The sequence below is a fragment of the Anabaena sp. AL93 genome (genome assembly GCF_001672085.1).
In the GTDB taxonomy this organism is placed as follows: Bacteria; Cyanobacteriota; Cyanobacteriia; order Cyanobacteriales; family Nostocaceae; genus Dolichospermum; species Dolichospermum heterosporum.
Genome location: NZ_LJOU01000014.1, coordinates 1 through 19,397, shown reverse-complemented (window position 1 = coordinate 19,397; position 19,397 = coordinate 1). Strand labels below are relative to the sequence as shown.

Below are 19,397 nucleotides of genomic sequence, written 5' to 3'. Positions count from 1 at the left end.
AACCGATAAACCACCTAACGCAAAAATATCTCAAAACCCTTATTCCTCTGTGTCCTCTGCGCCTCCGTGGTTCGTTAATCAGGATAATTTATTTCTTGGAAGTCCCTAAAACAAAGACGCAGAAAAAACTCTCTGCGTCTCCGCGTGAAAATATTACCTTAAACCATCTCAGCAGTTTGCTGCGCTTGAGGCTGGAACATAAACAGAGAATAAACCACATCACGGCGGATATTCACCATCATATCCAAGAACAACTCATAACCCTCACTCTTATACTCAATCAGTGGGTCCTTTTGCCCATAACCACGCAAGCCAACCGACTCACGCAAAGCATCCATTTGTTGCAGATGCTCCCGCCATAAAGTATCTATGCGTTGGAGAATAAAGAACCGTTCCGCTTGACGCATTAAACCTGGTTGAATTTGGTCAATTTGCGATTCCTTCATATCATAGGCAATTCGCGCCTGTTCATGGAGGAAAGCCTTAATTTCCACCACCACCATATCCTCCAACTGGCTAGACTGCATATCAGCCAACAGGTAAACAAACTCCTTCACCTTATCCACCAACTTATCCAATTCCCATTCTTCCGAAGGTAAATCAGGGTTGATGTAATAATCAACAATGTCATCCATCGTTTTTTCCGCGTATTTAACCACCTGTTCCTTCAAGTCTTGACCTTCCAATACCCGGCGACGTTCCGCATAGATCGCCCGACGTTGGTTATTCATTACCTCGTCATACTCAAACACCTGTTTACGGATGTCGTAGTAATAGGTTTCGACCTTTTTCTGTGCGCCCTCTAAGCTGCGGGTTAACATTCCCGACTCAATGGGCATATCTTCTTCCACTTGAAACGCATTCATCAAGCCGGCAACGCGATCGCCCCCAAAGATTCGTAATAGGTTATCCTCTAAACTGAGGAAAAATCTGGTAGTTCCTGGGTCGCCTTGTCTTCCCGCCCGTCCGCGTAATTGATTATCAATCCGTCGTGATTCGTGTCGTTCCGTTCCAATAACGTGCAAACCGCCACGTTCCACCACTTGATCATGTTCGCGGCTGGTAAACTCTTCATACTCATGCTTAACCTGTTGGTAAGCTTCCCGCAACTTCTGAATTACCACATCATCTGTCGGGGCTTTTTCCGCCGCCACAGCCACCTTATCTTCTGCTTCCAACTCCGGTAAACTCCGTTCACCGTAAGCCTTAACAGCCACCTCTACAGCCGCTTTTAAAAGCTGTTCTGTTTCTTTTCTTAATTGGGTGGGGAAAATTTCTGGAGAAGCCCGCCAAGTTTTCACCTTTTTACCAGGAACAAAGCCTTGTCCACCACCGCTACCACCCATAGGTAGTCCCGAAGCCCTTTGTACGCCAAATTCATCATCTTCAGGGCTGACAATGCGGGGCATAAAGTATTCCCGTAGTTTCAACCGCGCCATATACTCGGAATTACCACCCAGGATAATATCTGTACCCCGTCCTGCCATGTTGGTAGCGATAGTTACAGCCCCACTGCGTCCAGCTTGGGCAATAATTTCCGCTTCCCGCTCCACATTTTCTGGTCTAGCGTTAAGCAACTCATGGGGAATATCTATTTCCTTGAGGAGTCGGCTGAGAAGTTCGGATTTTTCGACACTGGTTGTCCCCACTAACACAGGTCTACCATTTTCGTGCATTTCAGCACATTCTTTAGCGATCGCTCTCCACTTCCCTGGTTCAGTCTTAAACACCATATCAGACAAGTCTTCCCGTCTTCTAATCCGGTTAGTGGGAATAATCGTGACTTCTCGTTTGTAAATCTTTTCAAATTCTACCTCTTCCGTTTTCGCCGTTCCCGTCATTCCCCCCAACTTGGGATACAGCAAAAATAAGTTTTGATAGGTAATTGTCGCCAAAGTTTGGGTTTCTGGCTGAATTTCTACGTGTTCCTTCGCTTCAATTGCCTGATGCAACCCATCACTCCACCGTCTGCCCGGTAATACCCGACCTGTAAACTCATCCACAATCACCACTTCATCATTGCGGACAATATAATTTACATCCTTGAGAAACAATTCCTTAGCTTTAATCGCATTAAACATAAAATGCGCCCAAGGGTCTTCCGGGTCAAATAAATCTGTCACACCCAACTGACTTTCCGATTCAGCAAAACCCTCATCTGTCAAGAGAACGTTACGATCCTTTTCATTAACTTCGTAATGCTCATCTTTTTTGAGACTAAAAGCAATTTCCGCCGCTTGCAGGTATTTTTCTGTCGGTCTTTCCACCTGACCAGAAATAATTAATGGAGTTCGCGCCTCATCAACTAAAATCGAGTCTACCTCGTCAATCACACAGAAATTAAACGGACGTTGCACCACCTCAGCCATAGATGTAGCCATATTATCCCGGAGATAATCAAAGCCAATCTCGCTATTGGTGACATAGGTAATATCACACGCATAATTTTTTTGGCGCTCGCTGGGGGTCATAGTGGACTGAATTAGCCCCACACTTAACCCCAAAAACCTGTGTACCTGACCCATCCATTCCGCGTCCCGACGCGCCAGGTAATCATTCACAGTAATTACGTGGGCGCCCTTACCAGTCAGGGCATTTAAATAACTTGGTAAAGTCGCTACCAAAGTTTTCCCCTCACCAGTTTTCATTTCGGCAATTTGTCCGGTATGCAGAATTATCCCACCCTGTAATTGCACATCAAAATGTCGCAATCCTAAGACACGCCGCCCCGATTCCCGAACCACAGCAAAGGCTTCCGGTAAAATATCATCTAGAGTTTCGCCTTTAGCCAACCGTTGTTTAAACTCGACGGTTTTAGCTTTTAACTGTTCATCAGATAGCGGCTTAATATCTTCCTCTAAGAGGTTAATTTCTGTAATGTAAGGTTGGTATTTTTTAAGTTTACGAGCGTTGGGATCGCCCAACAAAAGTTTTAGCATGGCAGTTTATAGAATTAAATCAAGAGGAATGGAGATTAAAGCTTTGGTTATTCGATTATAGACACTTAATGTAACCCAGCCCTTTTGCTTATGGATGGGTGTAAAATGAGAATTTACTCAAAAACCGAATGAAAGCAAACCTGTCGCCTTTATACAATCATAGATTTCAATTAATATCTTAATATTTAAACTGCTTCATTAGTAAGTTGTCAGTTGTCATTAGTCAGTTGTCATTAAATTATTTCTCCCTGCCCCCTAACTCTACTCCCATTCTGCACTGAGGCTGCGGAAATTATACTTATCAGCCCCAATATGACAACTTACACAACTACTCATAGTTACAGGTTTGGGTAATTTCACACTGGGATGCAAAGCCTTAAAATAACGAGAGTCCTTGAGACGATAGGGTGTTGCTTCCTCTTGTAGTTGTACACGGGAAAAAGTGTAAAGATATTTTGATACCAAGAAATGTGAAACCTTATCTAAGGGCTTAATTTGTGCGCCATAGTGCTGGGAGTCCTGTAAAAGATTTTTCCAAGTTTGGCTAGGAAATACAGCAGGTGGTAATGCGATGTGACAAGATGAGCAGTTTTCTAAATACAGTTCTTGTCCTGGTTGATATTGTGCTGGTATGACATCAACAGTCCCAATTGAGTCCACCGGGTTTGCACTGTGGGCGCTAGTGGCGAATCCCAATATCCAGCCTATAGCCACACTCCAAGCAAAAATCACCAGCATCACCATAAGTAGTTGGCGTTTTAGTCGGCGGTGGGATTTACTTTTAACTAAATTTGGCATAAAGTTCTCAATTTACTTTTGCGTTGAGAAATGGTTTTTTATATGAAAAATCTTATAAAAACTTTTAATCAAACGTCTGGACATCCAAGAATATAGCAATCTCTAGAATTGTACTCCTTCTTCTTTCTCCCGTAATTATGCACAACTAAGTAGGTGAACACAATAAAACCAAACTGTGTAAAGAAACGTAAAATCGCTGAAAACTTCTTTACTCTTGCCTCTTGCCTCTTGCCTCTTGCCTTGCTATGACGACAATTTTCAACGCCAACCTACTTATTCATAGACTTTCTAGATAGCTTAAAAGGTCTGCCATTTCTTGGATACTGGGCTGGAATTTTGGCATGGGGGGAGTTTCCCCACTAGTTACTTGATGAATTAGTCCATAGCGGGATTTATATTTGGAGATTTCACGTAAACTTGGACCAACTAGTCCGGTTGCGTCTAAACCATGACAGCCAGCACAGTTGATTTGAAAAATAGCTTTCCCCTGGACTGGGTTGCCTTGACGGGATAGAACACTTTTAACATAAGGATCGGAGGCTTTGACGATCTCAATCCCAAACAGGATCAATGGGAGGGCTATCAGTATCGCTACGATGAAGATAACGATCTGTTGAATGAGGGTTTCAGGTTTGATTAGCTGGTTATCCAAAAGGTTTGCTTTGACAATGTGCAAGTTTTCATTTCCTACACATAGCTTAAAATTTCTTGATGGTGTTCGCAAGTACAAATGATAATTTTTATCTAGTATTTATATTTTAATCTATATTCGTGATACAATCAGATTGTAAGCAAAGACATTAAAAACCTACCGGGGGACTCTCGGAAAGTTACGCTTGTCAGAGATGATTCTGCCAGTAATGGTAAACAGAATCAGGGCAAGAACCGAAATATTGAAGGAACCCTGCCTGAAGCTGGGATAACTGAGAGATATAGACTGAAACTCTCTATAGAATTCTCGCGTCTTTGGACCGGGGAGTGTCAAATTTAAAGCTACTATGGAACGCGGGATTAATGCAAAATTTGGTAAAATGAAAAACAGGAATCAAATCTTTCAATAATTGCAACAAGGAGCTTTACAGTGGTTGAACCCCTACTATCAGGTATTGTGCTTGGTTTAGTTTTTGTGACTTTAAGCGGTTTATTTTACGCTGCCTATAGACAATATAAGCGTCCTACAGAATTGGGCGGCTGATATTGATTGATGAGTTGGGAGTGAGGAGTATTGCCTTTACCATAGACCTCTTGCCTCAGTCCTAACACCCGCCTCAGAATTCATTCTGAGGCTAATAACAGAAGTCTTCTAAAGAAGACTGCTAAAGTGGACTTTGGGTATTAGCCCGGAACTATGGCTTACGCCACGCTACGTTATTAGTTCTGGGTGGTTAATTAGTCTATTGATTCTGAACTTCTGCAACTCCTGACTCCTGAATTCTTTCTTGATAAAATGTCAAAGCGGTTTTACCATAGCTTTTCTGACGACAGATTTCCCAGTTGGGGATGGTTAGTGGTGTCCAATCTTGGTAACGATGTTCGACTGCTATTTCTCCCTGGGAATCTAAAAGCTGATATTGAGCGATCGCTTGTAATACTGGTTCATATAATCCACTAGTATAAGGTGGGTCAAAATATATTCTGTCAAATTTTTGACCTGATAATTTTTTTAACTGTTGAGTAATATTTCCCCGTAATAGCTGAAATTTCTGTTCTGGTTTGGCTACCTGTTGCCAATTTTCTTGGATGATGGCACAGGCTTGACTTGATTGTTCAATGCCAATCACGACACTGGCTTCTCTGCACAAAGCCTCCGCACCCATAGAACCACTACCGGCGCACAAATCTAACCAGCGACAACCACTGATTCTCCCCTGCCAAATATTAAACAATGCTTCCCGGACTCGCGCACTGGTAGGTCTGGTATGTTCACCTGGTAAAGTTTTAAGCAGACGATTCCCGTAAATTCTTAGACTCATTACTTAATTGATCATTAGATATTCAACTTTGAGTAAATAAACACCTGAAAATATTGCAAACTTTTGTTAAGCAAAAACTTTTTCACGGACTTGAGCCACAAAATTAGATAGAATTTGCAATCCCACATTTGATGATTTTTCAGGATGGAATTGGACAGCCATGAGATTTTCATGAGCGATCGCTGCTGTAAAACTTTGATCACCATGAGTCACAGTTGCCGCCTGCACTTGGGGATTTGTCGGTTCAACATAGTAAGAATGCACAAAATAAACCCAAGGATCTATAGGTAAATGTTCCCATAAAAGGTTTTTTGGCTGGTTGAGTTGGAGTTGATTCCAACCCATGTGGGGAATCGTCATCCCCGGTTCAGAACGAAACCGGCGGACTTTTCCTGGCACAATTCCTAATCCTGGTAACGTTCCTTCGGCACTGGATTCAAACAAAATTTGTAATCCTAAACAAATACCCAGGAACGGTTTACCAGAGGCGATCGCATCTTTAATCGGTTGTTCCAAACCACGCGATCGCAAATGTTGTACCGCCGGATCAAATGCTCCCACTCCTGGCAAAACTATAGCATCTGCCTTTGCTAACTCTTGAGAACAATAAGTAACCAGAGGAGTCGCCCCAGCTTTTTCTAATCCTTTGCAAACAGAGTGCAAATTTCCCATATCGTAATCAACAACTGCAATCACTGCCATTTAGCTGCTCCTTGTAAATTTATGAGGGAGGGCTTTTAATTATTCTAATTCTAATTATTATTTATAATGCAAAAAAAAATACTATTAACTTCTTTTGACATTTGGTTAAGCCAACAAGAGTCAAATTCATCCGATGACTTGTTACTCGCACTAGCCAAAATGGCTTCACTCTCCCATGATTTAAATTTTTTGCCCCGTTTACCTGTAGATGTGCAACTGGCAAGTTCCCGCGTCATTGCCAAAATCAATGAACTCCAACCAGACTACATTATTTGTTGTGGCATGGCGGAAACTCGTTGCCAATTAAGCGTAGAAGTCCTTGCCCGTGGTACAGGCATCTTGCCTGTAAAATCTCCAAATTCTCTCGACATCTTGCCTCAAGAGTCTATAAATTCCCCTGAAAATATTTTCCAAACCAGCGTTGATCTCGAAAAATTATTAGTCCAAACAGCAGCAGTTGAGATCAGCTACGACTGTGGTAAGTTTGTCTGCGAGGGACTTTATTATAAAGTATTGGACTATTTACACCAGTTCCAACTGTCAATTAAGTGTATTTTTGTTCATGTCCCAATTTTAAATCCAGAAAATTCGCCAGAGATAATTGCCGATTTCGTTTTGATCATTAACAACTTGGCACTTCTCTAGAGAGATTAACGTCTGTTTAAACAAATTTACTCAGTATTATGTTGCCACTATTACTTGCTTTCACCCTTGCTCAAGCTGTTCCTGCCACGCCACCACCAGAAGAAATATTACAAATACAATCAGTCCGTCCTTTACCGGGAAAATTGGATTCATTACCAGTATTTAACAGCAATAGTCCAGAACTGGTATCAGAAGAAGGAATTTTACTTTCTACCTTTCCAGCAACGGGAAAAAAAGTCCCATCAGCCCATTTAGATTTTCCCTTGCGCGGACAGTTTGATATTTTTGCCCATCATATTGCCAAAGCTGACCCACCGGAAAATTTACGTTCTTTGTATTTGGGCATCATCTTACATAACCCTGGTTCTCAACCAGTGACAGTAAATATATTGCAAGGTGCGAGTTATTTAAGTCAACCAGATGCCCCGTTTAAGGAAATAGCATCTTTAATTCCCAATGACTTAGGCACAGTTTTTTCTGGTCCTGGGAGTCGGGTTATGTCTGATATTTTGAGAGGGAAAAGACAAGATATTTTTCCTCCCCAAATTGTTATTCCCCCAGGGAAAAGCCAGATGTTATTAAATTTACCCATTCCCGTTCAAGGATTAACACCCCCTTTAAATGGTCGGTCTACATATTTACGACTGCGAAGTAATGGTAATGTTTATGCTGCTAGTTTAGCGATGTTTGCCCGTATAAATACTGACGGTAGTGAACGTGCGCCGAATTTATCAGAATGGCAAAATTTATTAGATAATGGTGAATTATCTACCCCTAGAGATAAAGTCCCCACAACCATCACAGGAAACAACAAACCGACAATTTACGGGCGTGTAGCCGGAGTATCCAAGGGTTCTCGATGGTTAGCAGACATAGTAGATGCCCCAAAAAGCAAGTATTTAACCATTCCCCAACCTGGTGCAGCCTTTTCCTACGGTTTGAGTACCTTACATGGAGGAACATTAGGCACAAATCAAATTCAAACCGCACCCATGTTAGTCCGCTATCCTGACACCGCTTATTACGCTCATGGTAATTATGGGACTCAATATAGTCTCAAGTTACCTTTATACAACAATACTCAAAATCCACAAACTGTGAGTGTTGCGATTCAAACTCCACTCAAAGAAAATCAATTAAGTAAACCTGGACTCCGCTTTTTCAACTTACCGACTCGTCAAATCTTTTTCCGAGGAACTGTACGCTTGCGTTATCAAGATCAGGGAAAATGGCAAAATAAATTTGTACATTTAGTTCAGAAGCGCGGTGAATTAGGAGAACCATTAGTCTCATTAGATATAAAACCAGGAAATACATCTTTAGTCCAAGTTGACTTTCTGTATCCACCAGATGCTTCACCACCACAGGTTTTAACTGTGTCAACTCAAGCCAAGTAGTTCAAAATCACCAAGTCAGATCCCCGACTTCTTTAAGAAGTCGGGGATCTTTTGAAGACTTCTAAGAAGATGTTAGCAAAGTTAAAAAATGAGTAAAAAAGCTATCAGGGTATAAATTAACATGAATTGTAAATTTCAGGATATTTTCATAGCAATTGCCAAAAATTACTAATTTAACGAAGTTAAGGACAATTGTCTCAAGTTAATTTTTTTTCACATAAGGCTACAACCAAGTTGTACAATGATTGCCAAAATTGTTATTGAAGAACTTTGCTTAACTTCGTTAAATTCGCACATACTATCGAGAATTTGAGCAATAATGAAGCTCTTCAGATTAAACTTCAGTGTCTAATCTAAAATTCTTTGTTAGGATAACGAAAATGAGTATAAAAAGAATGGAATTGGCTAAACAAACTGCAAGAAAGCATCAAGAAAATATCCAAAAAATCCTAGAACATCGCTTGCAAGTAGCGAGAACGCAGGATAACGAAAACCTATTGCATCAGTTAGAAGGGGAAATGAGAGAATATAGCGAATACCCTGAACCTTCTGGCATTAAAATTGATTCTCTTGGGTTTCTACGCATCTTTAAGACTATTCTTGCTCCAAACAGGGCAAAGTAGTAAATAAGCTGTCGGGGCTGCTAAGTAGGTGAACACAATAAAACCAAACTGTGTAAAGAAATGTAAAATCGCCCAAACCCTCTTCACTCTTGCCTCTTGCATGAGTGCCTTTTGCCTTGCCATAACGACAATTTTCAACACCAACCTACTTATACTCAAAACGGCTAGAAGCTGGACTTTTTTATCATACAAAGAACAAGTTCAAAGCCTCTCCCCGTTGCGGGGAGAGGCTAGGGGTGGGGTTTTATGGCAACCCATAGGTGGCAACTTAAGCTCAAATCCCTACCACATCTCGTTCCTAGTCTCTGACTAGGAATGCAGTTGATGAGGCTCTGCCTCTAATAACTCAAGTTGCTAGTTATCTCGTTGAGGCTGGTAATGGGTAATAGGTAATTGGTAATAAAAGCTCTGGTTTCATCCTGTTCATCCTTTAATCCTGGATATCCTGATTCTGACAATTTACCTAACTAGCAACTTACATTAATATCATTGAAGGCAGAGCCTTCTAGAATTCATTCCCAGTCTCTGACTGGGAATGAGATGACTTGAGTTGTTTGCGAGATAGATGTTTTCCGTTAAGTTGACACCATTTTACCCATTACTCATTACGTGGCGTTTAAAATCTCATCATCTACAGAAAAATCAACTTCTTTTTTATCTGCACCAGTCGCTAAATAGTCATTTTCTAAAGAGTCTTGCAAACCAGAAATTAAATCATATTTAGGTTGCCAATTTAATTCTATTTGCGCTTTATTCACCGATGCAAAGAAATGCTGCACCCGCATGGGAAAAGCCTTGCGTTTACCGAAATCAAACTTTTTCGGATCATAATGGACAATTTTAATATCATCAGCAGACTTACCAACAGCCACAGCACAAGCGCGGGCTAAACCGTCGAAAGTGACAAAGCGATCGCCCGAAATATTATAAATCTGTCCAATTGCTTGATCATTCCCAATTATCTGGGTCATCGCTTGAGCTAAATCCCAGACATGGCCAAGTTGAGTGATGTGCATACCATTTCCGGGAATACAAATCGGGCGATCGCGCACAATTCTATCAAAAAACCAACTTTCCAAAGGATTATAATTTTGCGGTCCGTAGATATAAGTAGGACGAATAGAAGTAAAGGGGATTCCCAACTGCTTGAGGTAAGCTTCCGTTTCATGTTTACCCTTGTGACGACTCTTAGGATCAACAGCATCCCCTTCTAAATGGGGCATTTGGTCAGATTTGAGGTAAACACCCGCAGAACTCATATAAACAAAATGTTTGACCCGTCCTTGAAAAATTTCTGCCAGAGGTTGTGTATCCGTTAGTTCCCTACCATTATTGTCAAAAACGACATCAAAACTTTCTGGTGCTAACTTTTCTTGAAGTTGAGTTGAGTTAGTGCGATCGCCTATAATTTGTCCTACCCCCGCAGGCGCAGCATGATTACCACGATTGAACAAAACCACCTCATGTCCAGCTTTCATCAGTAATTCAGTCAAATACACGCCAATAAACCGAGTTCCACCGATAACCAGAATCCGCATAACTTTCTAATTCCTGAATAAAAATCACCCTTATTTGTAGAGGTTATCAGGTTGTAGTATCACTAGAGGAACATCTTTTGGTAGGATTATATCTTCTATTCAATCTAGAGATTTTCTGACTTCTGGATCACAGTGAGGAATATTTAATATAGCGGTATGCAGTTGGATGAGAACATAAACTTGTCATAGAACTTAGGCAGCACAAGACTTTAAACTCTGTCACCTGTCACCTGTCACCTGCTATATCACCTCATTAAAATAGCCTAATTACCTTCCACCCATTCAACTTAACCGTGTCCCTAGAATATGCCTTAGTTCATGAGTGGTTAACCCCTCAAGCCACAGGAGGTTCAGAACTCGTAGTCCAGGAAATATTAAATCACATTGACGCTGATTTATACGCCCTGATAGATTTTGAATCCAGCAATCCAGAAAGTTACCTGTACAAACGTCAAATTGGCACAACGTTTTTACAGAAATTTCCCCAAGCCCGTCAAGGAGTCCAAAAATATTTACCCTTATTACCCTTGGCTATTGAGCAATTGGATTTGCGAGAATATGAAGTCATCTTATCTTCATCTCATGCTGTAGCTAAAGGAGTCTTAACCACCCCTAATCAATTGCATATCTGTTATAGCCATAGCCCCATGCGCTACGCTTGGGATTTAACCTTTGATTATCTCAAGCAAAGCAAACTAGGGCAAGGAGCAGTCGGCTGGATCACCCGCCAAATCCTCCATAATTTGCGGCAATGGGACGTAATTAGTGCCAATCGAGTAGATTACTTCATTGCCAACTCTCAACACACAGCCAGACGGATTTGGCGTTGCTATCGTCGAGAAGCAACCGTCATCTATCCACCAGTCAACCTAGATGAATGTCTCTTTTCCTCGGAAAAAGAGGATTTTTACCTGATAGTTTCTCGATTAGTCAGTTATAAACAAGTTTCCTTAATTATTGAGGCTTTTAATCACCTAAAAAAACCCTTGATCATTATTGGCACAGGTCCCCAAATGAACAAACTACGGGAAATAGCCCAACCACATATTCAAATCTTAGGATGGCAACCCGATCATATCGTCAAAAATTATATGTCCCGTGCCAAAGCCTTTGTTTATGCAGCTTGCGAAGACTTTGGCATTGCCCTAGTTGAAGCCCAAGCTTGTGGAACTCCCGTAATTGCCTATGGTGCAGGTGGTGCATTAGAAACAGTTAGAGATATTCAGACACATCCTGATACAGGAACTGGTATATTATTTAAAATCCAAACAGTAGGAGCTATAGTAGATGCCGTAGAAAAATTTGTAGATCATCAGCATTTATACAATTACGAGTATATACAAACACACGCTAATCAATTTTCTCGCCAGGTTTTTGCAGAACGTTATCTAGGTTTTGTGAATGAATGTCGTGAAAAAGGAGTTTACCAAAAGTAAACATCGGCCTTTTGTATTTATTTTCTGAGAAGAGTGCAAATTTTTCCTCAAAATTACTGCCTTTTAGCTTTAAGATTGGGACTATGTGTGGTGTGGATTATAAAGGAGTATGATGACTGCCCAGAGTTCACTCCTCTCCGGCAAGCGATACCCGCGGAAGGATAACGGTACATCTGTGACTGTTTTATCAAAACGTGGTCAAAAAGTTAAACAGCCAAAGGTGAAATCCAGAAGTTTATCTTTTGAGGGTTTATACGGAGAGTTTTTTAAACGACTGTTTGATATAGTTTTTTCATTGTCGGTCTTGATTTTGTTTTCTCCCATCTACATGATATTGGCCTTATTGATAGCCATAAGCTCAAAGGGTCCGATCTTTTATGTTCAAGAACGGGTGGGCAAAAACTACCGCAGCTTCAATTGCATTAAGTTTCGCACCATGGTCAACAATGCTGACGAAATTCTTGTCGAAATGATGGCTACATCACCTAACCTCCGAGCAGAATTTGAAGACAATTTTAAGCTAAAAACAGACCCAAGAATCACTAAAATTGGTCACTTTTTGCGAATTACCAGCTTAGATGAATTTCCCCAATTTTGGAATGTTCTCAAAGGAGATATGAGTGTAGTTGGTCCAAGACCTTTAGTAGCGGAAGAATTAATCAAATATGGTGATTATATCAATCATGTTTTAACGATTCGTCCTGGAATTACTGGTTTGTGGCAAGTATCCGGGCGTAATGATATTCCATATCCTCGCCGGGTGCAAATAGACCTCCATTATGTCAATTTTAGGAATTTTTGGCTCGATTTGTGGATTATCCTCAAAACAGTTAATGTTGTCATCATGCCCAAAAATAAAGGAGCTTACTAAGTAAGTACGCAAATTCCATCTTATGGGGCAACATTATGCCCCAAAAACTATTTTCGATAGCAAAGGTATAAAATTTATTCTTACGCATATATACGGCTCAAGGAATTTCTATTACTGACAATAATTGATACACTTGAAATCAAGAATATTAATTGAACTAAACCTATAATTATTTGTTAAAGTGTTTTTTAGCAAAAATATTTGTTGACCTTTAAGAGGTTGTTTGAAAAGTATTATATCAAACCCGTAATCTCCAAAAACCTAACCCCCCTACCCCCCTTCCCTGCAAGGGAATGGGGGTTTTAAAGCCTCTCCCCTTGCAGGGGAGAGGTTTGGAGAGGGGTCAGTCTATACATTCAAAACTTTTCAAACATCCTCTAACTTGTAATAGCAACTAATATTTGTAGCCCGACTATTGGGCAGTTATATCAATTAACTGCTAATTTATATCAGAAGGTTTGTAATCTTCAACTAAAAATAACAAGGCATCACCAACCATGATACAAAGAAAACGGGCTTTAATTACTGGTATTACTGGTCAAGATGGTTCTTATTTAACTGAACTGTTACTAGAACAAGGTTATGAAGTACACGGAATTATTCGCCGTACTTCCACCTTTAACACAGACAGAATTGATCATATGTATGAAGATCCTCATAACGAGGGCGCAAGGCTATTTCTCCACTATGGTGATTTGACAGACGGAACAACACTGCGGCGGATTTTAGAAGAAGTTAAACCTACAGAAATTTATAATTTAGGCGCTCAATCCCACGTCCGGGTCAGCTTTGATTCACCTGAATATACAGTAGATGCTGTAGGTATGGGGACATTACGGTTATTAGAAGCAATCCGCGATTATCAACACCGTACTGGGATTGAAGTCCGCTTCTATCAAGCTGGTTCTTCGGAAATGTATGGTTTGGTGCAAGCAGTTCCTCAAAGTGAAACCACACCTTTTTATCCCCGCAGTCCCTACGCTTGTGCTAAGGTGTACGCTCACTGGCAAACCATCAATTACCGCGAATCTTACAATTTATTTGCTTGTAACGGTATTCTTTTTAATCATGAATCTCCAAGACGGGGCGAAACATTTGTTACCCGCAAAATTACTAGAGCCATAGCCCGCATTGTTGCTGGTAAACAAAAAAATATCTTCATGGGTAATTTGGACTCCAAGAGAGATTGGGGCTATGCGAAAGATTACGTCAAAGCTATGTGGTTGATGTTGCAGCAAGAGCAACCGGATGATTATGTGGTGGCTACAGGTGAAACCCATTCAGTGAAGGAGTTTCTGGAGTTAGCATTTAGTTATGTTAATCTCGATTGGCAGAAATACGTAGAATTTGATCAACGTTATCTGCGTCCTGCTGAAGTGGATTTACTAATTGGTGATCCCACTAAAGCCCAGCAGAAATTAGGCTGGCAACCATCGGTAACATTTAAAGAACTGGTTGCGCTAATGGTGGAAGCTGATTTACAAGCTGTGGGTTGTACTTCCCCTAATGGTAATGGTGCAAAATACCCTCAAGATATTGCTACTACCCGTCAAGAATTGGGATATCTACACTTTTAATTCAGATCAAGGATAATAATATGACAGCCTTAGAATTAGAAAATAAACGAATTCTTGTCACTGGTGGGGCGGGTTTTCTCGGCCGTCAGGTGATAGATCAATTATGTCGGCATGGTGCTAATCGTGAGAAGATTACAGTGACGCGATCGCACGACTGTGATCTACGAGTATGGGAAAATTGCCAACGGGCAGCAGATCAACAGGATATTATCATTCACCTAGCTGCCCATGTTGGTGGCATTGGTCTAAATCGAGAAAAACCCGGTGAGTTATTTTATGATAACTTGATCATGGGGACTCAGTTAATTCATGCAGCTTATCAACAGGGGATAGAAAAGTTTGTCTGTGTAGGAACTATTTGCGCCTATCCTAAGTTTACCCCTGTACCATTTAAAGAAGATGACATCTGGAATGGTTATCCAGAAGAGACTAACGCCCCCTATGGAGTGGCGAAAAAAGCCCTGTTAGTGCAACTGCAATCTTATCGTCAGCAGTATGGGTTTAATGGTATTTACCTGTTACCTGTAAACTTGTATGGACCTGAAGACAACTTCAACCCCAGCAGTTCTCATGTAATTCCCGCTTTAATTCGTAAAGTGCAAGAAGCCCAAACTAGGGGAGAAAAGCAACTTCCTGTGTGGGGTGATGGTTCTCCTACCCGTGAGTTTTTGTATTCTACAGACGCAGCACGGGGAATAGTCATGGGAACTCAGTTTTATAATGATGCTGAACCCGTCAATTTAGGAACTGGTTACGAGATATCCATTAAAGACTTAATCACCCTAATTTGCGAATTAATGGAGTATGAAGGGGAAATTGTTTGGGAAACCGACAAACCCAATGGTCAACCCCGACGTTGTTTGGATACGGAAAGAGCAAAACAGGCTTTTGGCTTCACTGCTGAAGTAGAATTTAGACAAGGTTTGAAAAATACTATTGATTGGTGGCGTAAAAACGCTGCATAGATGATCTCCTCATCTCGTTCCCAGTCTCTGACTGGGAATGCCTTCTAGAGTCTCCGACTCTAGTATACAAGAGAAGGCAGAGCCTTCTTAATTCATTCCCATACAGAGCATGGGAACGAGAGATAACGAGACATACAGAGTGTGGGAACGAGAGAATCTAAAATCTAAAATTATATCGGCTTTGCAAACAATTAATTCACAGCTAAATAAAAAAGAACTGCGGCGGACTTTACTCCAAAAACGCCAGTCAATGACATTATTAGAATGGAGAGAAAAGAGCGATCGCCTCACTACCAACATCCAAAACTCGGTTATATTTAATCAAGCAAATACCATTCTCGCTTTTTTTAGCTTTCGTCAAGAACCTGATATTAGCTCACTGTATACCAACACTAACAAACGTTGGGGTTTTCCCCGTTGTGTTGATAAATCTCTAGTTTGGCATTCTTGGCAACCCCATGACACAATGAATATCGGTGCTTATGGGATTACAGAACCTCACCACGAAGCACCGATAATTGACATTGAAGAAGTAGATTTAATTCTTGTTCCCTGTGTGGGTTGTGATGTCCAAGGATACCGCTTAGGTTATGGTGGTGGATATTATGACCGTTTGTTAAATTCACCAGGTTGGCAGACAAAAGCAACTATAGGAGTGGTTTTTGATTTTGCTTATTTATCTCAATTACCTGTTGATAGTTGGGATAAACCATTAGAAAGGGTGATTACGGAAAATGGAGATTAAAGATGAATGAACCACAGAGGCACAGAGGTCACAGAGAAATGAGGGTTTGAGAGATATTTTGTATAAGTCCTGATTTTATTAAATCGGAAATTTTTGATAAGATGAAAATATTATCTTGTTGGCGGTTTGAATTTACAATTATATTCAATTTATAAATATGCGTATTGAAGAATTACATTTACAAAACTTTCGAGGTTTTCGAGAACTCAAATTAACGCTTCCTCCTGATTTGGCTGTGTTTATTGGAGTGAATGGTTCAGGTAAATCGTCTATTTTAGATAGTATTGCTATCCTTTTATCTCAATTTGTAGCCGACGTGAGTGTACATTATGAATCTCGTCTATATATTGAAGAGGATGATATTAAAATAACTTCCAATGAAGTTTTTCTATCTACTCGTGTTGAAGTTGATTCAAATAAGAAGTTGTGGTGGGAAGTTAGTCAAGAAGTTAGTCAAGATAGAAAAATGGGAATGCAATCCACGAAAGGAGACCTTTTTAATTATTTGCTGGAGAGACTTTTAAACGAAGTAATTCCTATTCATGATGATGAGCGAATTTTACAAATTAATAATAAAAATGATTTAATTTTACCAATTATCGTTTTTTATCACACCGACAGAATATTAATAAAATCTTCAGCCATAAAAGATATGAGTGAAGAGGAAAGAGAAAATACTTATGATAATAATAGACTTATTGGTTATCAAACAGCTTTTTCAGGAAATATAAATGATTTTCGAGATTTCTTATATTGGTTTAAAGAAGAAGAAGAATATGAAAATGAAGTTAGATTAAGACAAGATACCAACTTTAGAAATCCACGTCTTGAAATTATTAGAAAAGCATTAGAAACATTTTTAGAAGGTTTTCCTAATACCCAATTCTCAGATTTACACATAGTGCGCGTGAGTTCGAGTAGAGAAGGTGGTATTCGTCGTTTAAGTAAACCTTCGTTAGTTATTAAAAAAAATGGTGAAAACTTCAAACTAGATCAACTTTCCGACGGGGAAAAAACCTTACTAATGATAGTAGTTGACATTGCGCGACGGTTAGCAATTTTAAATCCTAGTATTATTAATCCTTCTGAACTGCTAGAAAAAGGAACAGGAATAATATTAATTGATGAAATAGATTTACATTTACATCCTCAATGGCAAAGAATTGTCATTCCGAGTTTTAGAAAAACATTTCCCAAGTGTCAATTTATTGTTACTACTCATTCTCCTCAAGTTTTGAGTGGAGTCAACCGAGAAAACGTATTTATTTTAGAAGATTCAGAAATTGTAGAAACACCCCATACTTTTGGTAGAGACAGTAACTCAATTCTTTCTGAGGTTATGGGTGTGGAAAAAAGACCTGTGAAAATGCAGGAAAGAATAGACAAATGTTTTGAAATGATAGATAATGATAACTTAGAAGAAGCTAAATTAGAACTGCAAAAATTATCTGAATCCTTGGGAAATAATGATCCAGATATGATTCAAGCTTATACACTTATTGACTTTTTAAACAGGGTAGAATGAAACGCATTATCAAAGGTTATGAACCTCGATGTCTTTTACAATATCGTCAAATAAATGGGGCAAATTATGACGGATATAGTCCAAAAAAGTCTTTAAAAGAGGCATTATTGACTGAACAAGTTTATATCTGTTGCTATTGTGTGCGACGAATATCTGAAGATAATATGGAAATTGAACATTGGCAACCACAAAGTAAATATCCAGAATTACAAATAAATTATAAAAATCTCCTTGCTTCTTGTTTAGGTAATCGTCGTAGTAAAAAGGATAATCAGCATTGTAATCCAAGAAAAGGCGATGCAGAAATAACTATTAATCCATGCGATTCTACTAAAAATTGTGAAAATTATATCAAATATAGTTCTACTGGAAAAATTTTTTCTGATGATGAAACTATCAATCATGAACTAAATGAAATTTTAAATCTTAACCTTCAAACTCTCAAGGATAATCGTCAAACCAAATTATTTACTCTAATTAATGCGTTAAATAAAAAATTCCCTAATAAAACTTGGTCAAAAGAAGCTATCAAAAAGAAACTAGAGGAACTTAGTAGCAAAGATGCAGAAGGCAAATATACTGAATATGTCCAATATATTGTTTGGTATTTAAGCAAAAGATTAAATAACCCTTAAACCGTGTAATAAGGTACTCTCACATCATGATCAAATCTGATATCTTCTGTAAAAATTATGTAGAAGTTATCAGGTGGAGTCATGAGTAAAATTAACGGATTTATAGATCGTCGTAAATTCTTAAAATTCGTAGGTTTAAGTACCTTGAGTATGGGTACTTTGACTGCTTGTAATGAAATCATTACTAACCGTTCAGAAATTACAATTCCTGAAAATAATCCTAATCCTAATCCAGTGAGTGCAGAGGAAGCAAAAAGAAGATTAATAGCAGGAAACAGAAGATTTGTTAATCAAAATCGTCAATATCCCAATCAATCAAAAAGACGGTTGCAATCAGTATCTAAAAAACAATATCCCTATGCAGCAATATTAGGATGTGCAGATTCTCGCGTACCCCCAGAAATAATTTTTGATCAAGGATTAGGAGATTTATTTGTCGTGCGTATAGCTGGTAATATTGCCAGTAATGAAACTATTGGGAGTTTAGAATATGCTACTGCTAATTTAGGAACACAATTAATAGTTGTTTTTGGTCATAAAGGATGTGGTGCAGTATCAGCAGCGATTGACAATCAACCAGATGATGGTAAAATTAACTCTGTAGTTGATGGCATTAAGCCAAGTTTGTCTCAACCTCAAAGAACAAGAAGTAATATTAATGATGATAACAATCCAGTGATTAATAATATTGAATACCAAGCTAGGAAATTGCAGAATAGTTCACAAATTAGGCTCTTGCGGTACTTTTATGGTGGAAACTCAAATAACTAAAATTTAGTACCTAAAATTTATATTCATTAAGTCTCAGACTTCAGTACCAGCAAGAGATTACAAGATTTTAAATATGTTCAGATAGCAATGATGATATAATGATAATTATAAAATACAAAAGTTTTGGTGATAGCTATGAAATTTTCTGTAGATCAAATTCTCAATCTCCCAGATATGAAAGTGTTAGATTTTCAAGAAATCGAAGGGGCAGGAATAATTATAACAATAGAAAAAGCTGTTAATAATTCTACTTGTCC

General features: G+C 39.3%; 18 protein-coding genes and 1 pseudogene. 13 read left to right on the top strand and 6 right to left on the bottom strand.

Annotated features, from left to right (window positions below; all coding sequences use genetic code 11):
• Positions 1-158 precede the first annotated feature (158 nt).
• From secA to AN486_RS05360, 3 genes are all read right to left on the bottom strand, one after another.
• Positions 159-2,939 carry a preprotein translocase subunit SecA gene (gene secA / locus AN486_RS05370; protein WP_290599502.1) on the bottom strand — a complete coding sequence of 927 codons (2,781 nt, stop codon included), beginning with the start codon at positions 2,937-2,939 and terminating at the stop codon, positions 159-161.
• A 261-nt stretch (positions 2,940-3,200) separates the two neighbouring features.
• Complete coding sequence (locus AN486_RS05365; protein ID WP_053541090.1) at positions 3,201-3,737, bottom strand: cytochrome c; 537 nt, start codon at positions 3,735-3,737, stop codon at positions 3,201-3,203.
• 277 nt (positions 3,738-4,014) lie between these two features.
• Positions 4,015-4,389, bottom strand: a complete 375-nt coding sequence (locus AN486_RS05360; RefSeq protein WP_053541411.1) for a cytochrome c — start codon at positions 4,387-4,389, stop codon at positions 4,015-4,017.
• A gap of 429 nt (positions 4,390-4,818) precedes the next feature.
• On the opposite strand from AN486_RS05360, the gene petG reads away from it, so the two are divergent.
• On the top strand, positions 4,819-4,932 hold the full coding sequence (gene petG, locus AN486_RS05355) for a cytochrome b6-f complex subunit V (protein WP_015078754.1): 114 nt from the start codon (positions 4,819-4,821) through the stop codon (positions 4,930-4,932).
• Positions 4,933-5,131: 199 nt separating this feature from the next.
• Here the strand turns inward: petG and rsmD are convergent, their stop codons facing one another.
• Together rsmD and hisH are read right to left on the bottom strand one after the other, a co-directional pair.
• The gene (gene rsmD / locus AN486_RS05350) at positions 5,132-5,710 is read right to left on the bottom strand and encodes a 16S rRNA (guanine(966)-N(2))-methyltransferase RsmD (RefSeq protein WP_053541091.1); all 579 of its coding nucleotides are present in this window, start codon (positions 5,708-5,710) and stop codon (positions 5,132-5,134) included.
• A gap of 66 nt (positions 5,711-5,776) precedes the next feature.
• A complete protein-coding gene (hisH, locus tag AN486_RS05345) occupies positions 5,777-6,412 on the bottom strand; it encodes an imidazole glycerol phosphate synthase subunit HisH (protein ID WP_027402806.1) in 636 nt (211 codons plus the stop codon).
• 66 nt (positions 6,413-6,478) lie between these two features.
• Between hisH and AN486_RS05340 the strand changes: the two genes are divergently transcribed.
• The 3 genes from AN486_RS05340 (at position 6,479) to AN486_RS05330 (ending at position 9,077) form a co-directional block, all read left to right on the top strand.
• Positions 6,479-7,057 (top strand): peptidase C15, encoded by a 579-nt coding sequence (locus AN486_RS05340; protein ID WP_290599501.1) that lies wholly within the window; start codon positions 6,479-6,481, stop codon positions 7,055-7,057.
• Positions 7,058-7,095: 38 nt separating this feature from the next.
• Positions 7,096-8,454, top strand: coding sequence for a DUF3370 domain-containing protein (locus AN486_RS05335; RefSeq protein WP_290599500.1), 1,359 nt, complete (start codon positions 7,096-7,098; stop codon positions 8,452-8,454).
• 380 nt (positions 8,455-8,834) lie between these two features.
• Positions 8,835-9,077 (top strand): hypothetical protein, encoded by a 243-nt coding sequence (locus AN486_RS05330; RefSeq protein ID WP_053541094.1) that lies wholly within the window; start codon positions 8,835-8,837, stop codon positions 9,075-9,077.
• A gap of 605 nt (positions 9,078-9,682) precedes the next feature.
• On the opposite strand, the gene AN486_RS05325 is transcribed toward AN486_RS05330, so the two are convergent.
• Positions 9,683-10,615, bottom strand: a complete 933-nt coding sequence (locus AN486_RS05325; protein WP_053541095.1) for an NAD-dependent epimerase/dehydratase family protein — start codon at positions 10,613-10,615, stop codon at positions 9,683-9,685.
• A gap of 293 nt (positions 10,616-10,908) precedes the next feature.
• Here AN486_RS05325 and AN486_RS05320 point away from each other — a divergent pair, with 293 nt between their 5' ends.
• The 9 genes and pseudogenes from AN486_RS05320 to AN486_RS05280 all read left to right on the top strand — a co-directional run.
• Complete coding sequence (locus tag AN486_RS05320) at positions 10,909-12,051, top strand: glycosyltransferase (protein WP_053541096.1); 1,143 nt, start codon at positions 10,909-10,911, stop codon at positions 12,049-12,051.
• A 112-nt stretch (positions 12,052-12,163) separates the two neighbouring features.
• Positions 12,164-12,922, top strand: a complete 759-nt coding sequence (locus tag AN486_RS05315; protein ID WP_053541097.1) for a sugar transferase — start codon at positions 12,164-12,166, stop codon at positions 12,920-12,922.
• Between the two features lie 497 nt (positions 12,923-13,419).
• On the top strand, positions 13,420-14,499 hold the full coding sequence (gmd, locus tag AN486_RS05310) for a GDP-mannose 4,6-dehydratase (protein ID WP_290599499.1): 1,080 nt from the start codon (positions 13,420-13,422) through the stop codon (positions 14,497-14,499).
• Positions 14,500-14,519: 20 nt separating this feature from the next.
• The gene (locus tag AN486_RS05305; protein ID WP_290599498.1) at positions 14,520-15,464 is read left to right on the top strand and encodes a GDP-L-fucose synthase; all 945 of its coding nucleotides are present in this window, start codon (positions 14,520-14,522) and stop codon (positions 15,462-15,464) included.
• Between the two features lie 181 nt (positions 15,465-15,645).
• On the top strand, positions 15,646-16,209 hold the full coding sequence (locus AN486_RS05300; protein ID WP_290599497.1) for a 5-formyltetrahydrofolate cyclo-ligase: 564 nt from the start codon (positions 15,646-15,648) through the stop codon (positions 16,207-16,209).
• A 157-nt stretch (positions 16,210-16,366) separates the two neighbouring features.
• Positions 16,367-17,734, top strand: coding sequence for an AAA family ATPase (locus tag AN486_RS05295; RefSeq protein WP_290599496.1), 1,368 nt, complete (start codon positions 16,367-16,369; stop codon positions 17,732-17,734).
• On the top strand, positions 17,731-18,369 hold the full coding sequence (locus AN486_RS05290) for a retron system putative HNH endonuclease (protein WP_290599495.1): 639 nt from the start codon (positions 17,731-17,733) through the stop codon (positions 18,367-18,369). Before AN486_RS05295 ends, AN486_RS05290 begins: the two co-directional genes overlap by 4 nt.
• A gap of 81 nt (positions 18,370-18,450) precedes the next feature.
• Positions 18,451-19,140 (top strand): carbonic anhydrase, encoded by a 690-nt coding sequence (locus AN486_RS05285; protein ID WP_290599494.1) that lies wholly within the window; start codon positions 18,451-18,453, stop codon positions 19,138-19,140.
• Positions 19,141-19,275: 135 nt separating this feature from the next.
• Positions 19,276-19,397 (top strand): annotated as a pseudogene (locus tag AN486_RS05280) (ISL3 family transposase); the annotation flags it as partial.